Source organism: Enterobacter sp. ZOR0014, from assembly GCF_000798855.1.
GTDB lineage: Bacteria > Pseudomonadota > Gammaproteobacteria > Enterobacterales > Enterobacteriaceae > Enterobacter > Enterobacter kobei.
Window position 1 is genome coordinate 21,682 of record NZ_JTLF01000307.1, and the last position, 23,538, is coordinate 45,219.

General features: G+C 53.7%; 27 protein-coding genes and 2 pseudogenes. 15 read left to right on the forward strand and 14 right to left on the reverse strand.

Annotation, left to right across the window (positions count from 1 at the left end):
- Position 1 precedes the first annotated feature (1 nt).
- Positions 2-760 carry a hypothetical protein gene (locus tag L977_RS16470; protein ID WP_023330351.1) on the forward strand — a complete coding sequence of 253 codons (759 nt, stop codon included), beginning with the start codon at positions 2-4 and terminating at the stop codon, positions 758-760.
- A gap of 18 nt (positions 761-778) precedes the next feature.
- Here L977_RS16470 and L977_RS16475 read toward each other — a convergent pair whose 3' ends face one another.
- Positions 779-1,180: a VOC family protein gene (locus tag L977_RS16475; RefSeq protein WP_023330350.1), complete on the reverse strand. Its 402-nt coding sequence runs from the start codon at positions 1,178-1,180 to the stop codon at positions 779-781.
- A gap of 125 nt (positions 1,181-1,305) precedes the next feature.
- Here L977_RS16475 and L977_RS16480 point away from each other — a divergent pair, with 125 nt between their 5' ends.
- Positions 1,306-1,458, forward strand: coding sequence for a phosphoglycerate mutase (locus tag L977_RS16480; protein ID WP_081987748.1), 153 nt, complete (start codon positions 1,306-1,308; stop codon positions 1,456-1,458).
- A 14-nt stretch (positions 1,459-1,472) separates the two neighbouring features.
- Here the strand turns inward: L977_RS16480 and L977_RS16485 are convergent, their stop codons facing one another.
- A complete protein-coding gene (locus L977_RS16485; protein WP_047626239.1) occupies positions 1,473-2,051 on the reverse strand; it encodes a TetR/AcrR family transcriptional regulator in 579 nt (192 codons plus the stop codon).
- Positions 2,052-2,155: 104 nt separating this feature from the next.
- On the opposite strand from L977_RS16485, the gene L977_RS16490 reads away from it, so the two are divergent.
- On the forward strand, positions 2,156-2,623 hold the full coding sequence (locus tag L977_RS16490; RefSeq protein WP_014883739.1) for a nuclear transport factor 2 family protein: 468 nt from the start codon (positions 2,156-2,158) through the stop codon (positions 2,621-2,623).
- Positions 2,624-2,663: 40 nt separating this feature from the next.
- Here L977_RS16490 and L977_RS16495 read toward each other — a convergent pair whose 3' ends face one another.
- Entirely contained in the window at positions 2,664-3,203 is a 540-nt protein-coding gene (locus L977_RS16495; RefSeq protein WP_047626311.1) for an ester cyclase, read from the reverse strand.
- Positions 3,204-3,223: 20 nt separating this feature from the next.
- The gene (locus L977_RS16500) at positions 3,224-4,327 is read right to left on the reverse strand and encodes an alkene reductase (protein WP_047626241.1); all 1,104 of its coding nucleotides are present in this window, start codon (positions 4,325-4,327) and stop codon (positions 3,224-3,226) included.
- 99 nt (positions 4,328-4,426) lie between these two features.
- Here L977_RS16500 and L977_RS16505 point away from each other — a divergent pair, with 99 nt between their 5' ends.
- The 7 genes from L977_RS16505 to L977_RS16535 all read left to right on the forward strand — a co-directional run bounded on the left by L977_RS16505 (position 4,427) and on the right by L977_RS16535 (position 12,584).
- The gene (locus L977_RS16505; RefSeq protein ID WP_047027387.1) at positions 4,427-5,338 is read left to right on the forward strand and encodes a LysR family transcriptional regulator; all 912 of its coding nucleotides are present in this window, start codon (positions 4,427-4,429) and stop codon (positions 5,336-5,338) included.
- Positions 5,339-5,522: 184 nt separating this feature from the next.
- Positions 5,523-6,137, forward strand: coding sequence for a TetR/AcrR family transcriptional regulator (locus L977_RS16510; RefSeq protein WP_014883733.1), 615 nt, complete (start codon positions 5,523-5,525; stop codon positions 6,135-6,137).
- 75 nt (positions 6,138-6,212) lie between these two features.
- The gene (locus L977_RS16515; protein ID WP_047626243.1) at positions 6,213-7,322 is read left to right on the forward strand and encodes an efflux RND transporter periplasmic adaptor subunit; all 1,110 of its coding nucleotides are present in this window, start codon (positions 6,213-6,215) and stop codon (positions 7,320-7,322) included.
- Positions 7,319-10,408: an efflux RND transporter permease subunit gene (locus L977_RS16520; RefSeq protein WP_047626244.1), complete on the forward strand. Its 3,090-nt coding sequence runs from the start codon at positions 7,319-7,321 to the stop codon at positions 10,406-10,408. Before L977_RS16515 ends, L977_RS16520 begins: the two co-directional genes overlap by 4 nt.
- 34 nt (positions 10,409-10,442) lie before the next feature.
- Positions 10,443-11,036 (forward strand): TetR/AcrR family transcriptional regulator, encoded by a 594-nt coding sequence (locus L977_RS16525; RefSeq protein ID WP_047626246.1) that lies wholly within the window; start codon positions 10,443-10,445, stop codon positions 11,034-11,036.
- Positions 11,037-11,109: 73 nt separating this feature from the next.
- Positions 11,110-11,709 carry an NAD(P)H-dependent oxidoreductase gene (locus L977_RS16530; RefSeq protein WP_014883729.1) on the forward strand — a complete coding sequence of 200 codons (600 nt, stop codon included), beginning with the start codon at positions 11,110-11,112 and terminating at the stop codon, positions 11,707-11,709.
- 335 nt (positions 11,710-12,044) lie between these two features.
- Positions 12,045-12,584 (forward strand): cysteine hydrolase family protein, encoded by a 540-nt coding sequence (locus L977_RS16535; protein WP_047626247.1) that lies wholly within the window; start codon positions 12,045-12,047, stop codon positions 12,582-12,584.
- Between the two features lie 64 nt (positions 12,585-12,648).
- Here L977_RS16535 and L977_RS16540 read toward each other — a convergent pair whose 3' ends face one another.
- The gene (locus L977_RS16540) at positions 12,649-13,125 is read right to left on the reverse strand and encodes a WbuC family cupin fold metalloprotein (protein ID WP_032636667.1); all 477 of its coding nucleotides are present in this window, start codon (positions 13,123-13,125) and stop codon (positions 12,649-12,651) included.
- 267 nt (positions 13,126-13,392) lie between these two features.
- Between L977_RS16540 and L977_RS16545 the strand changes: the two genes are divergently transcribed.
- A complete protein-coding gene (locus L977_RS16545; protein ID WP_047626249.1) occupies positions 13,393-13,863 on the forward strand; it encodes a hypothetical protein in 471 nt (156 codons plus the stop codon).
- A 47-nt stretch (positions 13,864-13,910) separates the two neighbouring features.
- Here L977_RS16545 and L977_RS16550 read toward each other — a convergent pair.
- A pseudogene (locus L977_RS16550) lies at positions 13,911-14,834 on the reverse strand (LysR substrate-binding domain-containing protein).
- A 54-nt stretch (positions 14,835-14,888) separates the two neighbouring features.
- Complete coding sequence (locus L977_RS16555; RefSeq protein ID WP_032645249.1) at positions 14,889-15,392, reverse strand: MarR family winged helix-turn-helix transcriptional regulator; 504 nt, start codon at positions 15,390-15,392, stop codon at positions 14,889-14,891.
- 133 nt (positions 15,393-15,525) lie between these two features.
- Here L977_RS16555 and L977_RS16560 point away from each other — a divergent pair, with 133 nt between their 5' ends.
- Together L977_RS16560 and L977_RS16565 are read left to right on the forward strand one after the other, a co-directional pair.
- On the forward strand, positions 15,526-16,674 hold the full coding sequence (locus L977_RS16560) for an MFS transporter (protein ID WP_047626250.1): 1,149 nt from the start codon (positions 15,526-15,528) through the stop codon (positions 16,672-16,674).
- Between the two features lie 91 nt (positions 16,675-16,765).
- Positions 16,766-17,206, forward strand: a complete 441-nt coding sequence (locus tag L977_RS16565; protein WP_047626251.1) for a glyoxalase/bleomycin resistance/dioxygenase family protein — start codon at positions 16,766-16,768, stop codon at positions 17,204-17,206.
- Here L977_RS16565 and L977_RS16570 read toward each other — a convergent pair.
- Positions 17,181-17,795 carry a TetR/AcrR family transcriptional regulator gene (locus L977_RS16570; protein WP_047027395.1) on the reverse strand — a complete coding sequence of 205 codons (615 nt, stop codon included), beginning with the start codon at positions 17,793-17,795 and terminating at the stop codon, positions 17,181-17,183. The two genes, L977_RS16565 and L977_RS16570, sit on opposite strands and share 26 nt — an antisense overlap.
- Before the next feature lie 139 nt (positions 17,796-17,934).
- On the opposite strand from L977_RS16570, the gene L977_RS16575 reads away from it, so the two are divergent.
- Positions 17,935-18,336: a RidA family protein gene (locus tag L977_RS16575; RefSeq protein ID WP_014883721.1), complete on the forward strand. Its 402-nt coding sequence runs from the start codon at positions 17,935-17,937 to the stop codon at positions 18,334-18,336.
- Positions 18,337-18,451: 115 nt separating this feature from the next.
- Here L977_RS16575 and L977_RS16580 read toward each other — a convergent pair whose 3' ends face one another.
- The 3 genes from L977_RS16580 to L977_RS16590 form a co-directional block, all read right to left on the reverse strand.
- Complete coding sequence (locus L977_RS16580) at positions 18,452-18,826, reverse strand: cell envelope integrity TolA C-terminal domain-containing protein (RefSeq protein WP_047027396.1); 375 nt, start codon at positions 18,824-18,826, stop codon at positions 18,452-18,454.
- Between the two features lie 215 nt (positions 18,827-19,041).
- Positions 19,042-19,524, reverse strand: coding sequence for a glutathione peroxidase (locus tag L977_RS16585; RefSeq protein WP_047626253.1), 483 nt, complete (start codon positions 19,522-19,524; stop codon positions 19,042-19,044).
- A 59-nt stretch (positions 19,525-19,583) separates the two neighbouring features.
- The gene (locus L977_RS16590) at positions 19,584-20,075 is read right to left on the reverse strand and encodes a DinB family protein (protein WP_047626255.1); all 492 of its coding nucleotides are present in this window, start codon (positions 20,073-20,075) and stop codon (positions 19,584-19,586) included.
- 51 nt (positions 20,076-20,126) lie between these two features.
- On the opposite strand from L977_RS16590, the pseudogene L977_RS16595 reads away from it, so the two are divergent.
- Positions 20,127-21,057 (forward strand): annotated as a pseudogene (locus tag L977_RS16595) (serine hydrolase domain-containing protein); the annotation flags it as partial.
- Here the strand turns inward: L977_RS16595 and L977_RS25300 are convergent.
- From L977_RS25300 to L977_RS16605, 3 genes are all read right to left on the reverse strand, one after another.
- Positions 20,994-21,197 carry a DUF6966 domain-containing protein gene (locus tag L977_RS25300; RefSeq protein WP_407719078.1) on the reverse strand — a complete coding sequence of 68 codons (204 nt, stop codon included), beginning with the start codon at positions 21,195-21,197 and terminating at the stop codon, positions 20,994-20,996. The pseudogene L977_RS16595 and the gene L977_RS25300 overlap by 64 nt on opposite strands.
- An 825-nt stretch (positions 21,198-22,022) precedes the next feature.
- Entirely contained in the window at positions 22,023-22,559 is a 537-nt protein-coding gene (locus tag L977_RS16600) for a dihydrofolate reductase family protein (protein WP_047626256.1), read from the reverse strand.
- A 218-nt stretch (positions 22,560-22,777) separates the two neighbouring features.
- On the reverse strand, positions 22,778-23,437 hold the full coding sequence (locus L977_RS16605) for a TetR/AcrR family transcriptional regulator (protein WP_197061807.1): 660 nt from the start codon (positions 23,435-23,437) through the stop codon (positions 22,778-22,780).
- Positions 23,438-23,538: the final 101 nt, after the last annotated feature.

Genomic DNA, 23,538 nt, shown 5'->3' on the forward strand with positions numbered 1-23,538 from the left:
TATGGGAACGGCGATATTTATGGTGCTGATGGTGTGCGGGTACTGGTACACCAGTCGCGATCTGTCGACGCGCTTTAAAATCAAGCGCTCTTTCGGCTGGGACGTCTATTTCCTTGTTGCGCTTTATGGCTGTATTTTCGTGCTCCAGGGCGTGGTTGCCACGGGACTGCTTTGGCTCCTGCTTCTCGCCCTTTCTGCCGCCAATAACGCCTTTCACTTTGCCTCACCGAAATATACCGACTGGCAAATCGACTTTATGAACTGGAGTTTTTTAGGCATTCAGGCGCCTGTGGTCGTGATGCTGGCGTTTGCCATCCTGTTTTGCCTCTATCGCTCCAACTGGGCAGGCAGCGCCAGGCTGGACGGTGAAAGCCGGAAAAAGCTCTACAAACGGCTTGCCCAGTCGAGCGGTATTGAACAACTGCTCTATCAGTGTATGGAGCAAGGCGAGCTGGCGCAGGTGACGCTTCGGTCGCGGCGGATATATATCGGCATGATCCACACCGCGACGCTGGAATACGAAAACACGGCCAATATTGTGCTGATACCGATGTTAAGCGGGTACAGAGACGAGAAGACAATGAATTTGCGCATCGAGAATAATTACAGCAAGTGGTATGCGGAGCATGACATCACGCTCGACTCCGAACCCCGCAGCGCTATGTCATTCCGAAAGGTGATTTTACTCAATCAGATAGAGAGCCTCTCACTGTTCGATCCCGCCAGCGCCAGCGCGCTTTCTCTGGCGCAGCGGGAGTGACCAATATTCTGGTGCGATTCAGCCCTGGGCCTTTTGAAAGAGGTCCCAGCGGTTGCCGTAGAGATCTTCAAACACCACCACCGTACCGTACTCTTCCTCACGAGGTGCTTCACAGAAATGAACGCCTTTTTCTTTCATGGCATGGTAATCGCGCCAAAAATCATCTGTCTGAAGGAACAGGAAAACCCGGCCACCGCATTGATTGCCGATAAAGGCTTCCTGCCTCTCATTAGAAGCCCGTGCCAGCAGAATATTGCAGTCGCTTTCCGGATTTGGCGTGACGACGACCCAGCGTTTATCCTGCTGCGGCGTGTCCTCGACAAGGGTAAACCCCAGCTTGTCGGTGTAGTATTCAATTGCACGATCGTAGTCATCAACCACAATAGCCACGCACCCCAGACATCGCTTCTGTGTTCTCATTTTCCGTTTCCTTTACCCTGAATGGTTTTGCCCAGCGCATTCCCACAGAATACGCGTGCATAAAAATATTTTATAGATCGGTTAGCGTCGCAAAAATCCGTGCCGCTAAGGCGGCGGGGATCCTGATGAAGGCAGCGAAGGATGCCGACGGACCCGTCCTGCTGATGGGACACGGAATTATCAACCGATTTATTGCGAAAGAACTGCTCGCAACTGGCTGGAAAGAACAGACCCGCCCCCGTACCGGTTACTGGGGTGCGGGTGTTTACAGCCGTTAACCCCCCGGAAAAGCTTATTTTTCCATTAACTGTTCCAGACAGCGTGATAACGAGTGGAGGACAGCATCCGTCTCCACGCCCATTTGCGCATGAATAATGGCGCCGTCAATAAGCAACATGATTTCGTTGATCACGCGCTCATCAGCGATCTTCGTCAGCGACGTAATCATTTTCTTTGTTTCGAGTTTATGGTCACGGCATATCGCCTTTATTTCACTTTCAATATCTTCAGACTTCGCCTCTGCACTGGCGTTAATAAACGCGCAGCCGTGAAACTCGGGTGAAACAAACCATTCGTAAAGCGTGGCAGATAATGCCTCTGACGATGTCTGACCTGCGTTGAGATTACGCCGCAATGAGGCTTCAAACCAGTTCATCCATATTTCATGTCGATAGTGCAAATAGGCGAGAATCAATAAACTTTTACTCGGAAAGTGGCGATAGAAAGTTACCTTGGTCACTTTCGCCTCTTTAATCAACGTATCCACGCCCGTTGCCTTGAAGCCCGTGGAATAAAAGAGATCGTGAGCGGTATGTAATATTTTATCCCTGACGCTGATTTTTGTCTCGTTGCTTGCGGGTTCTGTTTTCATTTTTCGGCAGCCTCAAAAAGGGATGTTGACAACGTTATTTTTCAGGCATAGATTAACGCAAGTAGACAGATCTGTCTACATAATATCACACTGAGGTAATCGCCATGAATACACGCCCTCCTTTACCGCCCTTCACCCGTGAAAGCGCCATCGAAAAAGTCAGACTCGCCGAAGACGGCTGGAACAGTCGCGACCCGGCAAAAGTCGCGCTGGCCTATTCGCTGGATACCCAATGGCGCAACCGCGCAGAATTCGCCACCAACCGTGAAGAAGCGCAGGCTTTTCTGGAACGGAAGTGGAAAAAAGAGCTGGGTTACCGCCTGATTAAGGAGCTCTGGGCATTTACGGATAACCGGATCGCGGTGCGCTATGCTTATGAATGGCATGATGATTCCGGCAATTGGTACCGCTCCTACGGCAATGAAAACTGGGAGTTTGAAGCGGACGGGTTGATGAAGCGTCGTTTTGCCTGCGTGAACGATATGCCAATAAAAGAATCTGAGCGACTGTTCCACTGGCCGCAGGGCAGACGCCCGGACGATCACCCCTCGCTGAGCGATCTGGGGTTATAGGATTTTCGCATCACTCCGGGGCACCCCCGGAGTGATGAATTTACAGTGCGCCCAGCTGTTTCATCAGCGTCAGGTTGTCCTCAATATGCCAGTTAGCCACAATTTTACCGTCATTAATTTCATAGATATCCGTGGCGATAAAATCTATTTTCTGCCCCTTTCCTTTCAGCTCGCCGAATGTTCCGGTAAACGTGCCGTGAAAATGTAAATGGGAGACCACACGATTACCGGAAATAATCATCTGCTCAACGTCACAGCGTAAATCAGGTACGGCAGTACGAAATGCCCGGGAGGCTAAAATAGCGCCCTCGGGTCCCTGTTTACGCCCTTCCGGCGGCGTTTTATCAATAAAGTTAACCGCAAGCGCTTCACGCGCCAGAGACGGCGTCCCCGTATTCCAGAACGTTGCATATTTTCTGGCTGCAGCCTCATTCGCGGCTAATTGCACCTGCGGCAGGCTTTTATCGACAATCAGCTGCTGTGGTTTCACCCACTCCTCCTGCGCCGAATAAGCGGCGCCCGACAGACCGATAAAAATAAGCGGCAATAAAACAGAACGAAAAGAGGTTGAATAGTTCATCATTTTCTCTCAATCATTTATCAGGATAACGGCAAGGTGGGATAATCGGTATATCCCGTCGCACTGCCACCAAACAGCGTGGCGGGATCGCGCACCTGGGCCAGCGGCAACTTGTGCGCCAGCCGGTGGGGTAAATCCGGGTTGGCAATAAATGGCCGTCCGAAGGCAATCAAATCGGCATAGCCAGCCGTAAGTATTTGTTCGGCTTTGTTAAGGTCATAGTTGCCCGCGACGATAAGGGTTCCGCTAAACGTCTCGCGCAGGGATTGACGGAAAATGTCGGGTACCTGCGGCGCGTCGTCCCAGTCGGCTTCCGCCAGGTGGATGAATGCTATCCCGTGTTGTTCGCACCAGGCCGCCAGAGCGAGGATGGCGTCGATCACCTGCGGGTCATTCATCCCCCGCTGAGTAATAAACGGCGAAAGGCGGATGCCCGTACGCTCGGGCCCAATGGCCTCCGCAATCGCGTTCAAGACCTCCTGGGCAAAGCGGATCCGGTTAGCAAGCGTGCCGCCATACTCGTCCGTGCGTTTATTGGAGGTTTGACGCAGGAACTGGTCAATCAAATAGCCGTTTCCGCCGTGAACTTCCACGCCATCAAAGCCGGCCTGGACGGCATTCAGTGCCGCCTGGCGATAGTCCGCGATGATGCCGTGAATGTCTTTGCGCGTCAGCGTTCTTGGCTGCGGGCAGTCAACCATTTGGCCTTCGCCCTTTTCATTCACCACCCACACTTTCGCGTCCGGTGCCAGCGCTGACGGGGCCACGGGCAGACCATCCTGATGAAAACTGGCGTGCGACATTCGCCCGACGTGCCAGAGCTGAGAAAAAACAACCCCGCCCGCCTGATGCACGGCCCCCGTCGTGAGTTGCCATCCTGAAACCTGCTCCGGCGAATGGATGCCGGGAGTCCAGGAGTATCCCTGGCCCTGCGGGGAGATCTGGGTGGCTTCGGTGATGATTAAACCCGCGCTGGCCCGCTGCCGGTAGTATTCCGCCATCAGCGACGAGGGAATATTGCCTGGCTGAAGGGAACGCGCGCGGGTCATTGGCGCCATAACGATACGGTTTTTCAGGTCCTGCTGACCCAACCGGTAACGGTCAAAAAGTGAGGAACGGTTCATGTTTTCATCCCTTATGGTTTGGATGAAATCACTTTACAGGCGGTATTTCATTTTGATAATTGCACTGAAAACTGATGCACTTTTCGGAAAATATGAATAATGGGCAAGCTTGAAGATATGGCATTGCTGGTTGAAGTGGCCGAGGCCGGGGGACTTTCCGCCGCCGGACGACGGCTGTCGCTCTCTCCTGCGACCATGACGGCCAGACTGAAGGCGATTGAAGAACGTTACCAGACTCGCCTGTTTCACCGTTCAACGCGATCCATCACGCTGACCCGTGCCGGAGAAGAGTTTTATCATGCCGCGCTGCGCGTGCTGGAAGAGATGCGCCATGCCGAGTCGCTCCTGACGCAAAAAGAGGGCGTCCTCAGCGGCAATATTCGCCTTTCTGCCCCCTCGGATTTTGGCAGACAGTATCTTAGCCCCGCCGTGGTGGAATTTTCCCGGCACCATCCTGACGTGAAATTTTTCATCGCGTTAAGAGAACATGTTGAAGATCTGGTCGCTAACCGGCTGGATATGAGCGTGCGTTTCGGTAACCTGCCGGACAGCAGCCTGGTCGTCAGAAACATCCGCCCAAATCATCGGGTGCTGGTGGCCTCTGCGGCGTATCTTAGCAACCGCGGCGTCCCCGCCACATTTGCGGAGTTAGCCCATCACCGATGCCTTGCACTTGAGTCTCAGGGCGTGGTGATGAACGAATGGCGCTTTGAAAAAGATGGCGAGGAAAGTGTCGTTCGCGTAGAGCCAGCCATGGTGTGCGACGACGGGGCATTGCTTCGTCAGTGGGCGCTCAGCGGCGCTGGCATTGCGGGGAAATCCTGGTGGGATGTGAAGGACGATGTTGAGGCCGGAAGACTCACCGTCCTGTTTGCTGACAGTTTTACCGGTTTTAGCCGATACGACCGCAAAGATGTCGGGCTACAGTTTGTTTACCCGCAGCGTAAACTGCAGCCGCTTCAGGTCACGGCCTTTAGCCAGTTTTTTCTCGACTGGCTAAAAAAACGGTAGCGTGAATGTTGATTAAACCCGCTTAAAATTCATCGACACAATGCTGCCTTAATGCGCGAAAAACAGTGATACACTTACCCCACCGGGTGGGTCTTCCCGTTTGAACTCATGAGGAAACAACAGTAACCAAATGACGAAATGGTCACTCGTTGTCAATCCTGGCCTGTCACGCTAAGCTTAAATAATGACTAAAAATATGAACGCCCCATCAATACGTGGTCCACTTGACCATTCTGTCAGAGAGCAAATCGTCGAAGCGGCTTTTGAGCACTTCGGGCATTACGGCTATGAAAAAACCACCGTCGCCGAACTCGCGAAATCCATCGGTTTCTCTAAGTCCTACATTTATAAGTTTTTCGATTCCAAACAGGCTATTGGCGAGGTGATCTGCGCTAACCGCCTGGAGCTGATCATGGCGGCGGTGCTTTCTGCCATCGAGGATGCGCCGTCAGCCAGCGAAAAATTACGCCGTCTGTTCAAAGCGCTTACCGAGGCCGGAAGCGAGCTGTTTTTCCACGATCGGAAGCTTTACGACATTGCCGCCGTCGCCGCTCGGGACAAATGGCCGTCTACTGAAAGGTATACAGACGGCCTGATGAAGCTGATTGAGAGCATCATTATTGAAGGCAGGCAGGCGGGTGAATTCGAAAGAAAAACGCCGCTGGATGAGGTCACGCAGGCTATCCACATGGTGATGTGCCCTTATATCAATCCCATACAGCTGCAATACAACCTCGAAACGGCCCCCACTGCGGCGGTGCTTCTCTCTTCGCTGGTATTAAGAAGCCTGGCCCCCTGATTAGTGACCATTGACTTTATTGGTCACTAGTCTGAGAATGCGGAAACTGTCCTGTTACTTCTATAAGGGTTTCCCATGCTCAGGCTCAATACAGCCCGCCTTGCCGTTAGCCTTCTGCCGTTTGTCCTCGTGGCGTGCGGCGATAATTCCGCGAGTGGCGATCCGCGCACAAAGCCACCGCTTGTCAGATCCGCCGCCATCGCGCTTGCGAACAATACTGCTCACGCCTTTACCGGCGTGGTGGTGGCGAGAACGCAAAGTGATTTGGGTTTCAGGGTTCAGGGGAAAATCCTTGAGCGACTTGTCGATACCGGGCAAACCGTCAGACAGGGTCAGCCTTTACTGCGCCTCGATCCGGTTGACCTGAAATTACAGGCCCAGGCACAGCAGCGCACGGTGGATGCTGCCCAGGCGCGTGCGAGAAAAGCGTCCAGCGATGAGGCGCGTTATCGCGGTCTTGTGGCGTCCGGCGCCGTGTCCGCCTCGGAGTATGATCAGATCAAAGCCGCCGCCGATTCCGCCAGAGCGGAACTCAGCGCAGCCCGGGCGCAGGCCAACGTGGCGCAAAACGCAACGGGCTATGCCGTACTGCTGGCGGATTCAGACGGGGTAGTGATGGAAACCCTCGCCGAGCCAGGTCAGGTGGTGAGTGCCGGGCAAGTGGTGATCCGACTCGCCAGGGCGGGACAACGTGAAGCGCTCGTGCAGTTCCCCGAGACCCTGCGCCCTGCCGTTGGCAGCCCTGCACTGGCCACACTTTATGGCAATGAAAAACACCCGGTCAGCGCAACGCTTCGCCTGCTGTCTGATTCAGCCGATGCCACAACCCGCACCTATGAAGCCCGCTACGTGCTGAATGGTGACCTGGCAAACGCGCCGCTGGGGGCAACCGTCACGCTGAACGTTCAGGACCCAAAAGCGGAACGTCAGGTCATGCAGGTTCCGCTCGCCTCACTCTACGATGCTGGCAAAGGCCCCGGTGTCTGGCGCATTTCCGCCAGGCCGGCAAAGGTTACCTGGACGCCGGTGAAGGTGCTGAGCGTGGGTGAAGATGCCGCGCAGGTCACGGGCAGCGTGAAGCCAGGCGAGAAGATTGTGGCGCTGGGCGCACACCTTTTGCACGAGGGTGAAATCGTCAGGCTTGCAGAACAACGCAATACCGCGCTGGCGGAGAACACGCCATGAGCGGAAGTCGCTTCAACCTGTCAGCGCTTGCCGTGCGCGAGCGCTCCATCACCCTGTTTCTGATCGTCCTTGTGACGATTGCCGGTATCTACGCCTTTTTTGGGCTTGGCCGCGCGGAAGATCCCCCTTTTACGGTGAAGCAAATGACGGTGATATCCGTCTGGCCCGGCGCAACCGCGCAGGAGATGCAGGATCAGGTCGCCGAACCGCTGGAAAAACGCCTGCAGGAGCTCAAATGGTATGACCGGACGGAAACTTATACCCGCCCCGGCATGGCGTTTATCACCTTATCGTTGCAAGACAAAACGCCCCCCGCAGAAGTGCAAGAGGAGTTCTATCAGGCGCGGAAAAAGCTGGGAGACGAATCCCTGAATCTCCCTGCCGGGACGATCGGCCCGATGATCAATGACGAATTTGCCGATGTCACCTTTGCCCTTTTTGCCCTGAAAGCGAAAGGTGAACCCCAGCGGCAGCTGGTACGTGATGCAGAAGCTATGCGCCAGCAACTTTTGCACGTACCCGGCGTGAAGAAAGTGAACATTATCGGCGAACAGGCGGAGCGGATATACATCGCTTTCTCTCATGACCGACTGGCCACGATGGGTCTCTCGCCGCAGGATATTTTCAACGCCCTTAACAATCAGAACGCGTTAAAAGCAGCGGGCTCTATTGAGACCCGGGGCGCCCAGATGTTTATCCGCCTCGACGGCGCGTTTGATGAGTTGCAGAAGATCCGCGATACACCCGTTGTGGCTCAGGGCAAAACGCTCAGGCTCTCCGATGTGGCGACGGTTGAACGGGGCTATGAAGATCCCCCTACGATGCTGATACGTAACCAGCATGAACCCGCCCTTCTGCTGGGTATCGTCATGCGTGAGGGCTGGAATGGTCTGGCACTGGGTAAAGCGCTGGATGCCGAAACGGCAAAAATAAACGCGAGTCTGCCGCTGGGCATGACCCTGAGCAAAGTCACCGACCAGTCAGTGAACATCAGCTCGGCGGTGGATGAGTTTATGATCAAATTCTTCGTCGCCCTGCTGGTGGTGATGGTGGTCTGTTTTGTCAGCATGGGCTGGCGCGTGGGGGTGGTGGTTGCAGCGGCGGTACCGTTGACGCTGGCGGTGGTCTTCGTGGTGATGGAAGCCGCGGGGATAAACTTTGACCGCGTCACGCTGGGCTCCCTGATCCTTGCCCTCGGCTTACTGGTTGACGATGCCATTATCGCCATCGAAATGATGGTGGTCAAAATGGAGGAAGGTTACGACCGAGTCAAAGCCTCCGCCTACGCCTGGAGCCATACCGCCGCGCCAATGCTGGCGGGTACGCTGGTGACGGCAATTGGCTTTATGCCAAACGGTTTTGCCCAGTCAACCGCCGGGGAATACACCAGCAATATGTTCTGGATTGTCGGCCTCGCCCTGATTGCATCGTGGTTTGTCGCCGTGGTGTTTACCCCCTATCTTGGGGTGAAGATCCTCCCGGCCATTCCCAAAGTGGAAGGAGGCCATGCCGCCATCTATGACACGCCGCGTTATAACCGTTTTCGCCGGATGCTGAGCCGCGTTATCGCCGGAAAATGGCGGGTGGCCGGTGCCGTGGTCGCTATTTTCATCCTCGCCATATTCGGCATGGGACTGGTAAAAAAACAATTTTTCCCGACATCCGATCGCCCGGAAGTGCTGGTTGAAGTGCAGATGCCCTATGGCACCTCAATCGAACAGACCCGTGCCGCAACCGCAAAAATAGAAGCATGGTTGAGCCAGCAGCCTGAGGCCAACATCGTGACGGCCTATATTGGCCAGGGATCGCCCCGCTTTTACCTGGCGATGGCCCCCGAATTACCTGACCCGTCTTTTGCAAAAATCGTGATCCTGACGGACAGCGAGACGTCACGCGAAGCGCTCAAGTTCAGGCTCAGGGAGGCTGTCGCCAGCGGCCTGGCGCCTGAGGCCCGCGTGCGGGTGACGCAGTTGGTCTTTGGCCCGTACTCGCCCTTCCCGGTTGCCTGGCGCGTTTCGGGGCCGGATGTCGGTACTTTACGCGATATTGCAGACAAGGTGAAAGGCGTGCTACAGGCAAGCCCAATGATGCGTACCGTCAATACCGACTGGGGATCACGCGTTCCGGTATTGCATTTCACCCTCGATCAAAACCGTCTGCAGGCCACCGGATTAACGTCCAGTGCCGTGGCTGAGCAGCTTCAGTTCTTGCTCTCAGGCGTGCCAATTACCGCCGTGCGAGAAGATATTCGCTCGGTAGAGGTCATGGGGCGCGCCGCGGGGGATATCCGTCTCGACCCGGCAAAAATTGAGGGTTTTACCCTCGTCGGCAATGCGGGGCAGCGCGTTCCGCTGTCTCAAATTGGCAAGATTGAGATCGGTATGGAAGACCCGATTTTGCGCCGCCGCGACCGCACTCCGACCATTACCGTGCGGGGTGATATCGCCGACAATCTTCAGCCACCGGATGTATCGGTCGCCATCATGAAACAGCTCCAGCCGATTATAGATACGCTACCGGCCGGATACCGCATTGAGATGGCCGGTTCGATTGAGGAATCGGGCAAAGCCACGCAGGCAATGATTCCGCTGTTCCCGATCATGATTGCCCTGACGCTGCTGATCATCATTCTGCAGGTGCGTTCGCTCTCGGCGATGGTGATGGTGTTCCTTACCGCGCCGCTGGGGCTGATTGGCGTGGTGCCGACCCTGTTGATTTTCAATCAGCCGTTTGGCATCAACGCGCTGGTGGGGTTGATCGCTCTTTCAGGCATTCTTATGCGCAATACGCTGATCCTGATTGGGCAAATCGATCATAACCAGAAGGACGGTCTCGATCCGTTCCACGCGGTGGTCGAGGCGACGGTTCAGCGAGCCCGGCCCGTACTGCTGACGGCACTTGCCGCCGTGCTGGCGTTTATTCCTCTGACGCATTCGGTATTCTGGGGAACCCTGGCTTACACGTTGATTGGCGGAACCTTAGGCGGTACGGCCATTACGCTGGTGTTCCTGCCTGCGATGTATGCGATCTGGTTCCGGATCCGCCCTGCGGAACAGCGCGTGCAGTCCCCGGCAGAAAACGTGTAAACTACCCTAAGTAGATAACTGTTCCGAGGAAAGCATGGTTGTTAAGCGCTTAAGAAAAGAGGATCGCCGCGTACAGCTGCTGGAAGTGGCGCGCGGAATTGTCCGCCAGCAAGGCACGGAGGCACTGACTCTGGGTTACCTGGCGGAGCGGGCCAACGTGACCAAGCCTATCCCCTACGACCATTTTGGCGATCGTGAAGGGTTGCTGATGGCCTTGTATCAGGATTATAGCGATCGGCAGTTGGCGAAATTCCGTGAGACGCTGGCGGTAGACAGCAAAATACTGGACAAGACGATCCGCTTTTTCAGCGCCGCCTATATTGATTGCGCCATGACCGCCGGGCCCGAAACCGGGCCCATCGCCGCGACGCTGTCCGGCTCTCGCGCGTTGCAGTCGTTTCGTGAGGCGTGCGTTGCCGAATGCGCCGACTGCCTGCGTACCGCGCTTTCCCCTTTTGTCGTCCTGAAAGGCGTTCAGGGAGAAGCGGTACTGACGGCCATCATTGGTGCGGCGGACGCGCTCAGCACCGCCGCGGGTAACGGCGTGCTCGCCCGAAATGTTGCGGAAGATACCCTCAGAGGCGCCATCACCGGGGTGCTGGAGACCTACGTGAATAGCACAAAATGATCGTTGGGTGCGGATTGACAGCTAAGTTACCAATAGTAATATAAACGTCACTTCTCACCCATTCGAGGTCGCTATGTCTGCTACACATGCCATTAATAATGCACTGATCGTGACGGCTCACCCTGTCGACAATTCGTTATCCCATTCGCTGGCCGCCCGCATTGCCGGGAAACTGCGTGAACAGGGTACGCAGGTGGAGATGGCCGATCTGCATGCCGAAGGGTTTAACCCGGCCATGTCCCGCGCCGATCTTGATTTGTACCACGGCGATCCGAGCGCCCTTCCTGACGCTATTCTGCGCGAGCAGCAGCGGGTCGAGCGGGCGGATATGCTGGTATTCGTTTTCCCGGTGTACTGGTGGTCCGTTCCCGGCCTGTTGAAAGGCTGGTTTGATCGCGTTCTGACGCTGAACTGGGCGTATAAAGTGGCAGAAGACGGCCGGATTGTGGGCAATTTGCGCGACGTTCCCGTTCGCCTTATTGCGACTGCTGGCAGCGATCTTAACGGTTTCGATAAACATGGTTATTCGACGGCGATTCAGACTCAAATAGTAGAGGGCATTTTCGGCTTCTGCGGTTTGAAGAACGTCAAACTCGATATTCTTTACCAGGCAGACACGGCGATGCCTGAGCAGGTGGAGGAGTTCCTGAAGGGGCTAGAGGGCCTTAAATAATCCCGGCTATTCAGTCAGCAAAGGCGTGCACAGCAGGTTACGAGCCTTTGCTGACAGCTTCCTCGCTGCATCGTACCCCTACTCAAATTGGTGTCTTGAAGCAATGCGTTAAGCAACGCTATAACTAACGTGCTCATTCCGCATATAGCGTAATGAATAAACAAAGGTCATTCCATGTATCAGTCAGTTCAGCCAACAACCACCCTCACCACCACCGGCACCTTCGGCGGCACGAGCGTATCAGTAGCAAACGACTGATAAACAGAACCTCAATCCCCGCCTAACTGGACGGGGAAATACCTCTCCGTTCACCGCCCTCTGAATGGAGAAAGAAAATGATTTCTGACAATGCTCTCTTAATTATCGACATGCAGCAGGGCCTCTTCCGGGGCCCGGTCTCACCCTGTTCCGCCGATGCCGTTCTGGAAAATATCCGTTTGTTAATAGCCAACGCGCGCCACGCTCAGGTACCCGTCTTTTTTGCCCGCCATGTTGGACCAGACGACTCGCCCTTTTCAGCGCAGGGGCCGTTGACGCAGCTGATACCCGAGCTGGACGTGAAGGAGCAGGATGTTGTTTTCACCAAGCGCCATCCCAGCTGTTTTCGGGATACCGAATTGCTGCGTGAACTTAATCAGAGAGGCATCAAACAGCTGGTCATTGCCGGGATGAAAACCGAATTTTGTGTCGACACCACCTGCCGGGCCGCGCCGGAGCTGGGCTTCAGGACGATATTGATTTCAGATGCGCATACCACAATGGATAACGCACATTTATCCGCCACTGATATCATTGCGCATCACAACAGCACGCTGGCCGGCCCGTTCGTGATGCTGTCGACTGCCGGCGACTGGCATTTTAATACGGTCAGTTGAGTTGGCGGGAGCGTCTCTCTCTATCCCGGCGTGCCTTTCCGCGCGTCGGGAAAAGTAGAGAAAATTACAGGGTAAAACCTCCATCACCCACCTGTGCCTGAGCGTACCATTTCATCAGCTCCGCACTACCGGGCGCGTTCTCAGCCGGTGACCATGGAGCGGTATCGTGCTCCGGAACAGGCTGATAGCCGCCGTGTTTCACCTCAAAAATGACGCCGCCTTTTTCCAGCGACAGCACGGCATGCCAGGTACCGGCATCCATCTCCAGCACTTTGCAGTCTTCACCTAACACCACGCGCTGGGTCACGTTACCGCTGTCATCAAAATTCAACACCAGAAAGCGACCGCTCAGAGCCGTCAGCAGTTCAAACGTGTGCGGGTGGCGATGAGGGCGAACATAGGTACCTGGCTCCATCGCGATAGCCAGGCGTTGTACCGGGTCGCTCAGTTCGGGATGTAAATTTCGGTGCGCGCGTAAGCGAGGAGAATTGGCAGCCTGCTCGCTTTGTTGCTGCAGGTCACTGAACGTAATTTGTTTCATATACACCTTTGTGAATGGAGTCAGCGGGCGGCCACCCTTTAGCCGCACGACGTTATACCATTCTGGACGGTCGATGAGCGATGGCGTTTGTGAAACAAAACGCTGCAGCGTGAGGATGTGCGTGATCGCACTCCAAAGCGCAACGTTGAGTAAAACTCACATTTATTCCCACTATTTATCGTTTTTCAAAAGCGATAGCCCTGCAATACCATCCATTCATCCCTGGGATAGAAAAAATAAATAATATTAAGCCTGTATGGAGCAGCTATGACACTCGATGCTTTATTCCCTGTATTGAATATTATCTCGCCTCATAAATATAGCCTCAATGCAAATGTGCATGAGTTGATAACGTTACTTTCAGCAGAAAAGGAAAGCTCAGAAGCGCTATCGCCTTTCATCCATCGACTGCATCTTTTGGCTTTCGCCCAAAGCAATCCGGGTAACGCCGAAGAGTTGCTCTCAGCGCATTTACCAAAAGAAGATGGGATCCTTCCGCTGCTTGACTTTGCGGAGTGGCCAAAGGTGCGTAACGCCGCGTCGGGCGAAGATCAAACGCATGAATCGGAGGAGTATTTCCGTGACATGACCTCGGCTGCCAATCTGTTACGCACGGCGCTGATCGACGCAGAGCGCGCAAAGGGGACGCCTGCGCTTTATATTCTGGATAAATTACTTAGCCTGAACAGCGCCCTGCCGGAAAGATATAAAAAGATGGCGAATATTCCCTACGCATAAATACGTTCAGGATGCGGAATACCCCACAATTAATATTCCGCTATTTATTAAACCTGATTATCATCGTAATCAAGACAGACGATATTCAAAGAAGGCACCACAGGCGCGTTTAGGTTAAGCCACGCCAGCAAACGTTCAATACTCTGTCTTCTGAGCGAATTTTTCGGCCAGACAAGATAGTAGCCATCCCCGGTTGCTATCGCTTCCCTGAAGGGCAGTGCGAGCAGGCCACTTTTTAGTGCGTCCAGCGTGAGTCGAAGGTCAGCCATCGCCACACCGTGACCGTGCATGGCCGCAAGGCTGCCCTGCTCCAGGGTGTCGAACACAAGCCCGCCGCTCATGTCGAGCCCGGGGAATAACCCTGTCCTTTTCTACCAGCGTTTCCAGTCCCGTCTGTCCGGTGAGGGATGAATAAGATCGCACTGAGCAAGCTGGTGCCGGGCAGATTCAAGCAAAGACGGGGGACAAACCGGAATGAGCCATTCACTGAAGAGCAGCCGGCTTTCTGTTGACTCGCCGAAATAGCCATTACCGAGGAGGATCGCGCAATCGTAAGGCTCGCGGCTGAAGTCAACGGTGTCGAAGTCCATCCAGACGCTGGCGATTTCGATTTTAGGCTTCGCATGGTTTTCGCGGAAAGATTTAAGCACATTCAGGAGCCATCTCATCGTAAGGGTGCTGGGAGCTTTAAGGCGCAGAAGGTGATTTTCACTTTTGAATGCCCGGCATGCCCACTCCATATTCGAGAAGCTTTCGCCAAGCTGTCCGGCCAGAATACGTCCGGCTTCATTGACCTCCACTCTCGGCCCCTGCCGTTTGAAAAGCTCGCAGTCAAACCACAGTTCAAGCGTCCTGACATGCCTGCTGACCGCTCCCGGCGTGATATTCAGGGTTTCAGCGGCTTTGCTGAAGGAGTTCAGCCGCGCGGCGACTTCAAACGCGCGTAGCGCGTACAGTGGCGGTAATGACATATTTTCCCTTTCGATGAGGTTGAATCATGTAGCTTTTTTATCGGCACCCGGGGACTATTCACCCCGTTCCTCAGTCGGAAACGTCAGCAGTAATTCCCTGAGCAGGGATTCAAGCTGCGCATGTTGCATACCAGATAAATGTCTCAATACTGCATTTTGCGTTTCCGTGTGAACGAGCAACGCCTGTTCAATATGATCCTTCCCGCTGGACGTCAGGCTCACGAGCGTGCTGCGCTTATCCTTCGGGTCGGCGATTCGCCTGATAAGCCCCTGCTGTTCAAGATGGCTGAGCCGGTTCGTCATCGCCCCGGACGTAATCAGCAACGCTTTGTACAGCTGCGTGGGCGAAAGGCAGTACGGCTCACCGGCGCGACGCAGCGTGGCGAGGACGTCAAACTCCCCCTCGCGAAAACCAAACTGCGCCATGGCCTGCGCGCGCGCTTTTGCCAGATGCTTTATCAGCCTGAGCATTCGTCCAAAAATTTTCATCGACGAGACGTCCAGCTCAGGCATGGCACGACTCCACTGGTCGACAACAAAATCTACATGGTCTTTCATTTTCCCCCCGTGTTGAGTGGTTATTTATCGTGTTGTGCGCTACATCTTACACAAAAAAGGATTTTATCTTAACGTTAAGATAAATGCTTGTGGCATTTTGCCCTGGCCGTACACAATCGAAAAGGATTCCACGTTGAAACGCACGTCACCTTTACTCTTCGCCGTTATTGCTTTTATCGTCGGGTTGAACCTGCGCCCTGTCCTGGCTTCTGTCGGCCCCTTGTTCTCCGTGCTGCAGCATGAAGTTGGGCTGTCGGCCACGGAATTCAGCCTGCTGACCACCCTGCCGGTCGCGATGATGGGCCTGGCCGCCTTATGCGGCCCCTGGCTTTTAGCCAGGATCGGCGCCGTCCGGGGGATCGCGTTCGGACTCTTCATCCTGCTTGCGGCCTGTTTATTACGGGGTTTTAGCGCTTCACTGGCGAGCCTTATGGGTACCGCGTTACTGGGTGGGGCCAGCATAGGCGTGATCCAGGCGTTAATGCCTGCCCTGATAAAAAAGGACTATACGCAAACGGCCAGCACGGTGATGTCGCTCTTCAGCACGGGCATTATGGCCGGCGCGGCATTAGCCGCCGCCAGTGCCGAGCCGTTGTTTTCATGGCTCACGCTGAAGCCCGCGCTGGCGATGGCAGGCGTATTAGCGCTGCTTGCTTTGATACTGTGGCTGGCCCTCGTTAAGCGCCCTCAGCAAGAACAAACGGTACACGAAACCGTGACGCTCTCCTCCTCCCGGACAGGACTACTGTTGCTCTTTTTCGGTGTGGGAACTGGCGCCTACACGCTGGTTTTAGCCTGGCTGCCCCCACTCTATATTCAGGCGGGATGGTCCGCACGCAGCAGTGGCTATATGCTGGCCTGGCTGACATTGACCGAAGTGGTCGCCGGGTTTGCCGTCTCCGCGCTGATTGGTAAATGCCCTGACCGCCGTGTGCCGCTGATCGCTGTGCTCTCGCTACTGCTGGCAGGATTACTGTGTCTGGTCTTTGCACCGGGTACAACGCCGGTAGTATCCACATTGCTGCTTGGCACAGGGATCGGCGCCCTTTTCCCACTGTCGCTCATCGTCACGTTCGATCACGCCCGCACGCCCGCTGAGGCCGGGAAGTTACTCTCCAGAGTTCAGGGGGGCGGATATATGATTGCCGCGCTGATGCCGTTAATCGCGGGGATTGTTCGCGACAGTGCGGTTTCATTGACCAGCGCCTGGCTGGTGATGAGTGCGGGAGTGGTGCTGCTGATCGTCATCGCGTTGAAGTTTAAACCCGTGGGGAACGTGTAGACTCGGTGAAAGCGATGCCAGAATTGAGAGTCGTATTTCAACTGGTCGTAAGATAAATTCAGCGTAAGTGTTACGTCATACAGGAGGGGATATGCCGCAAGCTTTACCGGGAATTGATGTTTTATTTGTCGCTGGGTTCGGGCCTATTTCACGGGACACAGCGTCCAGCGCCGCGTTTTATATCCATACACTCGGCCTTCCGCTTAAGCCGATGGAGGGGAACAGTGATTATCTGCTCGCAGAAGTGGGCCAGTTGAAAGGCGTGAAGCATTTCGCCGTCTGGCCGCTTACACAGGCGGCAATGTCCTGCTTTGGAGAAGAACAATGGCCCGCTGAGCACCCGATACCGCAAGGATGGGTTGAGTACGAGGTTCAGGACCTGGACTCGGCTACCCGTATTTTGACTGGAAAAGGCTATCGGTTGCTGGTGGCAAACCGCACAGAACCATGGGGGCAAACCGTCACCCGCCTGCTCAGCCCGGAGGGCTTGCTTACGGGATTAACGATTACGCCGTGGCTTCGGGAGGTATGACGCCCTTCACCAGGCCATTTACCAGCAGGGTAAAAACCTGAATCGCTTTTGGTAATGCCTGCTGCGGATCTTCGCTGGCGGCCACCCACTGGGCGGCATTTAGTGCGGCACCGTTTAACAGCCAGGCGGTGGCATCAACATCTACCGGTTCGATTAAGCCGCGTTCAATCAGGTCGGAAAGGCTCTTACGCGTAGCGTCGAGGCAGTTATTCTGGCTCGGCCATTTTCCCGGGTCCCCAAGAAAAGCCGGACCATCAAGCAGAACGATGCGATGGACTTCTTCATCCAGCGCCATCTCGATATAGGCTATCCCTTCTGCCAGAAGCTTTTGCTGGTCATCCTTCACATGTGCCGCTGCACTTTTGGCGCTTTGCGCCATTTCAGAATCAATCTGGGTAACGACAGCGGCAAGTAACCCCTTTTTATCGCCAAAATTATGATACAGGGCCCCGCGCGTCAGGCCCACGCTGGCGGTTAAATCATCCATCGAGGCTGCGGCAAACCCTTTTTCGGCAAAGGCTTTACGTGCAGCCGCAATCAATTTAGTGCGGGTTTCTTCCATCGTTTCGGCGCGGCGTTTGGCAGCCATACGAACTCCTTGCAATCTACACCACGCAAGTTGTTTGACATACGCGGCGTATGTGTGATTAAGTTGACATACGCCGCGTATCTTAATTCATTTATTTATGCCGCGCATCCACTGTCCCTGTCCAAAGAAAGGATCCGTTATGAACCAACCGAAACCCGTTTTCCCTGCAAATCGCCACGCGCTGTATGAGCAGCACGGTTATTCTGCAGCGATCCGCTCTGGTGATTTACTGTTTGTTTCCGGACAGGTGGGTAGCCGGGAAGACGGTACACCCGAACCCGACTTTGCAACGCAGGTAGAGCGTGCCTTCGATAATCTCAAGGCCACGCTTGACGCTGCAGGATGTACGTTTGCCGATCTTGTTGATGTGACCACCTTTCATACCGATCCGGAGAATCAATTTCCAGCCATTATGCAGGTGAAACAAACGCTTTTCCCTAAGCCACCGTATCCGAACTGGACAGCCGTGGGCGTTACCTGGCTGGCGGGATTTGATTTTGAGATAAAGGTTATCGCCCGGATCCCTGAACATCAGGAATGAACACGTTGCACACAGCTATCAGAAGAACCGGTATCTGTGTGTAAATGTGCAACCGGGGCGGACATAGTGAGTGTTAGCTCAGAGTGACGCCACCTTACAAAGGGCGGTTAGCATGTTACCCGCGCATATCGAAACCGGATTTTTGAAAATCTCTGTAGACTTCCGGATTGTTGAATGCCGGGAATTTGGCTTTATGGGCTGCTGATTTTATCGCTTCACAATAGGCTTTATTGCCGTTGCTGGTGGATATGTTTAAAGGCGTGCCATCCTGAGCAAATTCAATATGCAGCCTGCATTTTTTCCCTTTCCAGTTTTGCGGCTCATCCAGTTTGGCATTTATTGCCGCCCTGATTGCCCGCGCTTGCGCGCCCCACTCATCCTGATCGTCCCAGCGTCCTGAGCTGCAACTGCCCGTTGCCGTGGTCTTATGGCATCCAGAAGGATGTAACGGCGCACATCCTGCGACCATGTTCACCACTAATGCCACCATAACAATTTTCTTTATTGTTTCAGACACGCTCACTTCTTGCCTCTCAGTCCATTTAAGCCTCAGAAATAGTGTTCTATTTTTCTGTATTGACTGGACATGTTTCAACTACCAATTTTTCACACAACCCAATGCTTCCAATGAACCTTTTTAAGGCGCAAGGATAATAACCTGCGATTTCGTCGTTCATCATGCACGCTAAATAACTACCAAAGCGCTCACCTCCCCAGTGCCTCAAGAATTGCATCCTCCATTTTCTCGGGCGTCGTCATCGGTGCAAAACGCTTGAGGGGTATCCCATCGCGTCCGATCAGGAACTTCGTGAAATTCCATTTGATCCGTCCTCCGAGCACGCCAGGCAATTCGTTTTTCAGATAACGAAACACCGGGTGCGCTGCGCCACCGTTTACCTCTACTTTCTCGAACATGGGGAAACTTACGCCGTAGTTAATGTAACAAGTCTTCGAGATTTCATCGGCGCCGCCGGGCTCCTGCTTACCAAACTGGTTACAGGGAAAGCCAAGCACCACTAACCCTTGACCGGCGTATTTCGTGTAGAGCGCTTCAAGGCCCGCGTATTGCGGCGTGAAGCCACACTGGCTGGCAGTATTCACGACCAAAACCACCTTACCCGCATAGTCGTCCATTGAGATAAGATGGCCATCCAGGCTGGTGGCGGTAAGTTGATGAAAATTGGTCATAATGGCATCCTTAAAAGAGAAACGGTTCGGCGTGAAATCTGGTTAACCCTCAGGTTGAATCACTCCTGATGATGGTCCCTCAGGAATACGGTTAACACATCCTTAGGAGGGGTTATTCCCGTTTCTGAAAGCATCCAGCCCACCGCGCCGCGATGATATGTACCGTGAAAAAGGACATGATTGAGCATATCTTCTGCCTTCATTTCACCATACCCACCATCGACGAAACGAAATTTAACGATTTCAGAAAGATCAGGCGTGTTCATTGTACCGACGTGTTGAATATACCATTCAGTGCATTCGAACATCTTTGTCAGAAGCTCGTCTGCAGTCGGGGTTTCTGGCGTATTTAACGCGGTGTATTGGTGCTTTTGGCCAGTAATGTTGGCTCTGAAAATCATATCAACGACATAAACATGGTTCATAAGCCTGAGCATCAGATGATGCTTATCAGCATTCGCTAACGTATCTACCTTCTTTATCGCTTGTAATGTTTCTGCATCTGCCCAGCGCTTGAACTTTAATAGCGTGACTATCGTGTTTGTGTTCATTTTCCCCCTCCGAATCAACAAAAAATTATCATATCAGCAACATTGCCAGGCCGGTACCCGGTCAGGCCCGACACCCTGTTTGCGCTCGGCTCGCTCAGCAAAGGGATTACGGCAGAAGTGGTGGCTTGTCTGGTACATGAGGGGCAACTGAACTGGAACGATACCCTGGCGACATTGCTACAGTCGGGAACGCCGCTTAGCGCGGATGCTCAAAAAATTACGCTATTCGAACTGGTCACCCACACCTCCGGCCTGCCGCGCCAGAATATGGATGTTCCGATGCCCGGAAATTCATTCGCTACTTAAGCACGGGTGATAATTTCTATGGTGAGCTGGATAGCGATAACGCCCTGCGTTATCTCGCCAACTGGCGAGCGCCGAGAGATAAAACGCGCAATATTCCAATACCGGCTACGCCCTGATCGGCTATATCCTGAAACACAAGACTGGGGAAGATATTCAGCGTTTAGCCTCGCGCTATATCTTCCGTCCGTTACACATGGCGAACAGTAGCTTTATTCCGCAGCAGTTAAAGGGGTACCCACTGCGTGCGCTCGGCCACGCGGGGGATCAGCCGAAATTTATCCCGCGTGGGCAACTCACCCCAGACTGGCATTTTTCCAATAACATGGTGGCGGCAGCAAGTTTATACAGCAACGCTGAAGATCTGGCGATGTATGCCCGCTATCACGTCTCAACGACTCACAATCGCCTGCTGGACAGCGTCTTTGCCGACGTCAGCAATGCCGACATTCAACGCCCGGACGGGGTACAGGGCATTGCCTGGACCACCGACTTTATCGGCCAGGAAAAAATCACTTATCAGGTAGGCTATATCGGCGGTTACTCCAGCTTTATCGGTTACGATAAAGAAAAAGGCAATGCGGTGGTGCTGCAAAATACCTTTAACTGGAGCAATTATATTGGTATCGCGCTACTGATGGATATGGCGAAACAAGACAGCCTTAATTCTGGCGGATAAAGTGAACAAGGCACGGGCATAACGCCCGTGCGATAGTGTCTCAAATCATCTAACCCGTCATTTTCTCGAATTAGAGGTATTCCATTGTTATGGACAACAATATCGTTAAAGGTTCCCATCCCACCGTAGAGTTTTTTCAATGAGCAAAGGCATTATTCACAATCAACATCGAGCTCGATGGCCAGTTTTTCAAATGCTTTTGCCCATGAATCCGCCTCATTCGAGGATAGTATTTTAATGATATCGGTAACTGTTTTCTTTATTTCATATTTCATTTCAAACCACCACTTCCAGGTATCTTAACGCCAGGTATTTTCCACGGTGTAGGTCTTACAACTTGCTCAGAGCCACCGGGAAAAAGGTCTGTTTGATAGCCTACTTCTCCAACATATACTTTCGTACCTGCGGGTAGTTGGATCTCGTGATAGCTAGTGAGAAATGTCTTCAAGGTAGATGTCGTCCAGTGACACTGCCTGGCTGTGATGAAGCATGCTACCCCTTTTGCGCTGCCGTTATGCGTCCCAATATTGCGCATTCCTGACAACAGGCAAAGACCCCTAATGCCCTGTGGTTGATTGACCATTCCCCTGATGCTGCCTCCGCCAGCGCCTGGGTTCTGTCTTACCGGGGACTGACCAGAAAAGGTCCGTTGTGAGCGAAGTGCGGAAACTGGCTCTTGTACAGACTGCCAGTACAATGGTAGACAAATTCAGCCCTCACGACGGTGAGTGTTGTAAGGCCTCTACTGACGCCCCAATATGGCTTTACCGCCGTCTCCGACTGATGAACATGTCAATGTCATCGAAGATATCGGCGCGAGCCAGCTCCCGGGGTTTGTAGACCCGTTTTTCTGATTCATTGCTTTTTGAGCGAACTGAAGTAAGGCCGTAGAAATAAAACAGTACCGCTGGCAGATGGGGCATTTTCTCGCTTTAGCGGAGGTCATCACTCTGCTTAGATTCAGCTTATGACGTCAGCCGATAGTGTGACTGTACCAGACCCGAAGGGAAGCTACGGCTGGATAATAGCGTCAAATCGATATCATGGGGCAGTACTCCGAACAGCGGTTTTCCCGAACCGAGCAGGACAGGAACAGTAGTGATAACGATATCGGCGACCAGACCTTCGCGAAGGAACGACTGTATTAACTGCCCACCATCGATATAGGCCCGATGCACGTTCTTCTCCATTAGGTCAGTAAGAGCCTCCCTTGGCGTGCCGCATGAAAACTGCACTTTACCCTTCAGCGCCTCGGGCACAGGGGTACCGGTTAGCTGCCGGGAAAGCACCAGCACGGGTCGATCATAAGGCCATTCGTCAAAAGTCAGCACCTTCTCATAGCTGCCTCGCCCCATAATGATCCATTCTTTGTCCGCGATGAATGCGGCATAGCCATGATCTTCTGTCGGGTCATCGCGCTTCAACAGCCAGTCGATATCACCATCCTGTCGAGCGATATAACCATCAAGACTGACTGCTATGAAAACATGTGTGGTGACCATCACGTGCTCCGTATTCAGGTTGCATATATCTCGTTGAGTTTAGCAATGTTAGCGATATTGATATGCTGCGATAAGGTCACATCATAATGTTAGCAACATCTGCTCCAGGCACGCAGCGAGCAAGTCACCTTAGCTGAAGGTCCGCTAGCGGACATTCCAGTTGTATCACGTCCGGGCTTTACGTTGCGACCAGGACGGAGCGGGAATATAGGGCAAGTTCACAGCTGCGATATCGCATCCTGGGTGCCACCGTGCGCGGCGATAAACATGGCGACGGCCGACCGACAATATGATTCGATTTCGTTGTCGTCCTCTGCTCTGGCCTCATCGAAGCGCGCGATAATCAGAAGGTCAGAGCCTTTGAAAAGCGCGGCAAACAAGCGAGCGGATTGAAGAGGATCGGGAACGTTCAGAAGCGCTTTCTGGTGCAATTGACGTAAAAGAGCTTCGATTTGGGCGATGACATGAGCGGGGCCAGCTTCATAATGCAGCTTGCTTAACGACTTTTGATTCGTCTTGTCAGCCATGACCATGGCTTCGACGCTACTCACGTCGGGCCTCAACAACGTGCGCAGCAGTAATAATCCCACCGCCATCAGTTGATCTTCAACCGAACCGTCAACGCCTTCAAGAAGGGACTCTGGTGCAAACAACTGATGACAACCAGCCACAATGGCCGCACTGAAGAGTGCCTCCTTGTTCTCGAAGTGCCGATAGATGCTGAGTTTGGATATCTTCGCTCGCTGGGCGACTTTGTCCAGGGTCGTCGCCTGAAATCCCAATTCTACGAATAGCTCGGAGGCGGCCTTGACGATTGTCTGGCCAAGCGCCTCGTTGACAGGCCGGCCCCGCCGGGTCGGGTTGTTTTTATTGGTCACTATAAATACAGTCCTTGACAGTATCGTAATTATTTAATTACGATACCATGCAGTTTCATAAATGTGCAAGGTGCGCCAGAGCTAGCACATCTCCTTACATC

Coding starts and splice junctions, on each gene's coding strand:
- L977_RS16470 (WP_023330351.1), top strand. CDS start 2: ATGGGAACGGCGATATTTATGGTGCTGATGGTGTGCGGGTACTGGTAC.
- L977_RS16475 (WP_023330350.1), bottom strand. CDS start 1,180: ATGAGAACACAGAAGCGATGTCTGGGGTGCGTGGCTATTGTGGTTGAT.
- L977_RS16480 (WP_081987748.1), top strand. CDS start 1,306: ATGAAGGCAGCGAAGGATGCCGACGGACCCGTCCTGCTGATGGGACAC.
- L977_RS16485 (WP_047626239.1), bottom strand. CDS start 2,051: ATGAAAACAGAACCCGCAAGCAACGAGACAAAAATCAGCGTCAGGGAT.
- L977_RS16490 (WP_014883739.1), top strand. CDS start 2,156: ATGAATACACGCCCTCCTTTACCGCCCTTCACCCGTGAAAGCGCCATC.
- L977_RS16495 (WP_047626311.1), bottom strand. CDS start 3,203: ATGAACTATTCAACCTCTTTTCGTTCTGTTTTATTGCCGCTTATTTTT.
- L977_RS16500 (WP_047626241.1), bottom strand. CDS start 4,327: ATGAACCGTTCCTCACTTTTTGACCGTTACCGGTTGGGTCAGCAGGAC.
- L977_RS16505 (WP_047027387.1), top strand. CDS start 4,427: ATGGGCAAGCTTGAAGATATGGCATTGCTGGTTGAAGTGGCCGAGGCC.
- L977_RS16510 (WP_014883733.1), top strand. CDS start 5,523: ATGACTAAAAATATGAACGCCCCATCAATACGTGGTCCACTTGACCAT.
- L977_RS16515 (WP_047626243.1), top strand. CDS start 6,213: ATGCTCAGGCTCAATACAGCCCGCCTTGCCGTTAGCCTTCTGCCGTTT.
- L977_RS16520 (WP_047626244.1), top strand. CDS start 7,319: ATGAGCGGAAGTCGCTTCAACCTGTCAGCGCTTGCCGTGCGCGAGCGC.
- L977_RS16525 (WP_047626246.1), top strand. CDS start 10,443: ATGGTTGTTAAGCGCTTAAGAAAAGAGGATCGCCGCGTACAGCTGCTG.
- L977_RS16530 (WP_014883729.1), top strand. CDS start 11,110: ATGTCTGCTACACATGCCATTAATAATGCACTGATCGTGACGGCTCAC.
- L977_RS16535 (WP_047626247.1), top strand. CDS start 12,045: ATGATTTCTGACAATGCTCTCTTAATTATCGACATGCAGCAGGGCCTC.
- L977_RS16540 (WP_032636667.1), bottom strand. CDS start 13,125: ATGAAACAAATTACGTTCAGTGACCTGCAGCAACAAAGCGAGCAGGCT.
- L977_RS16545 (WP_047626249.1), top strand. CDS start 13,393: ATGACACTCGATGCTTTATTCCCTGTATTGAATATTATCTCGCCTCAT.
- L977_RS16555 (WP_032645249.1), bottom strand. CDS start 15,392: ATGAAAGACCATGTAGATTTTGTTGTCGACCAGTGGAGTCGTGCCATG.
- L977_RS16565 (WP_047626251.1), top strand. CDS start 16,766: ATGCCGCAAGCTTTACCGGGAATTGATGTTTTATTTGTCGCTGGGTTC.
- L977_RS16570 (WP_047027395.1), bottom strand. CDS start 17,795: ATGGCTGCCAAACGCCGCGCCGAAACGATGGAAGAAACCCGCACTAAA.
- L977_RS16575 (WP_014883721.1), top strand. CDS start 17,935: ATGAACCAACCGAAACCCGTTTTCCCTGCAAATCGCCACGCGCTGTAT.
- L977_RS16580 (WP_047027396.1), bottom strand. CDS start 18,826: ATGGTGGCATTAGTGGTGAACATGGTCGCAGGATGTGCGCCGTTACAT.
- L977_RS16585 (WP_047626253.1), bottom strand. CDS start 19,524: ATGACCAATTTTCATCAACTTACCGCCACCAGCCTGGATGGCCATCTT.
- L977_RS16590 (WP_047626255.1), bottom strand. CDS start 20,075: ATGAACACAAACACGATAGTCACGCTATTAAAGTTCAAGCGCTGGGCA.
- L977_RS16600 (WP_047626256.1), bottom strand. CDS start 22,559: ATGGTCACCACACATGTTTTCATAGCAGTCAGTCTTGATGGTTATATC.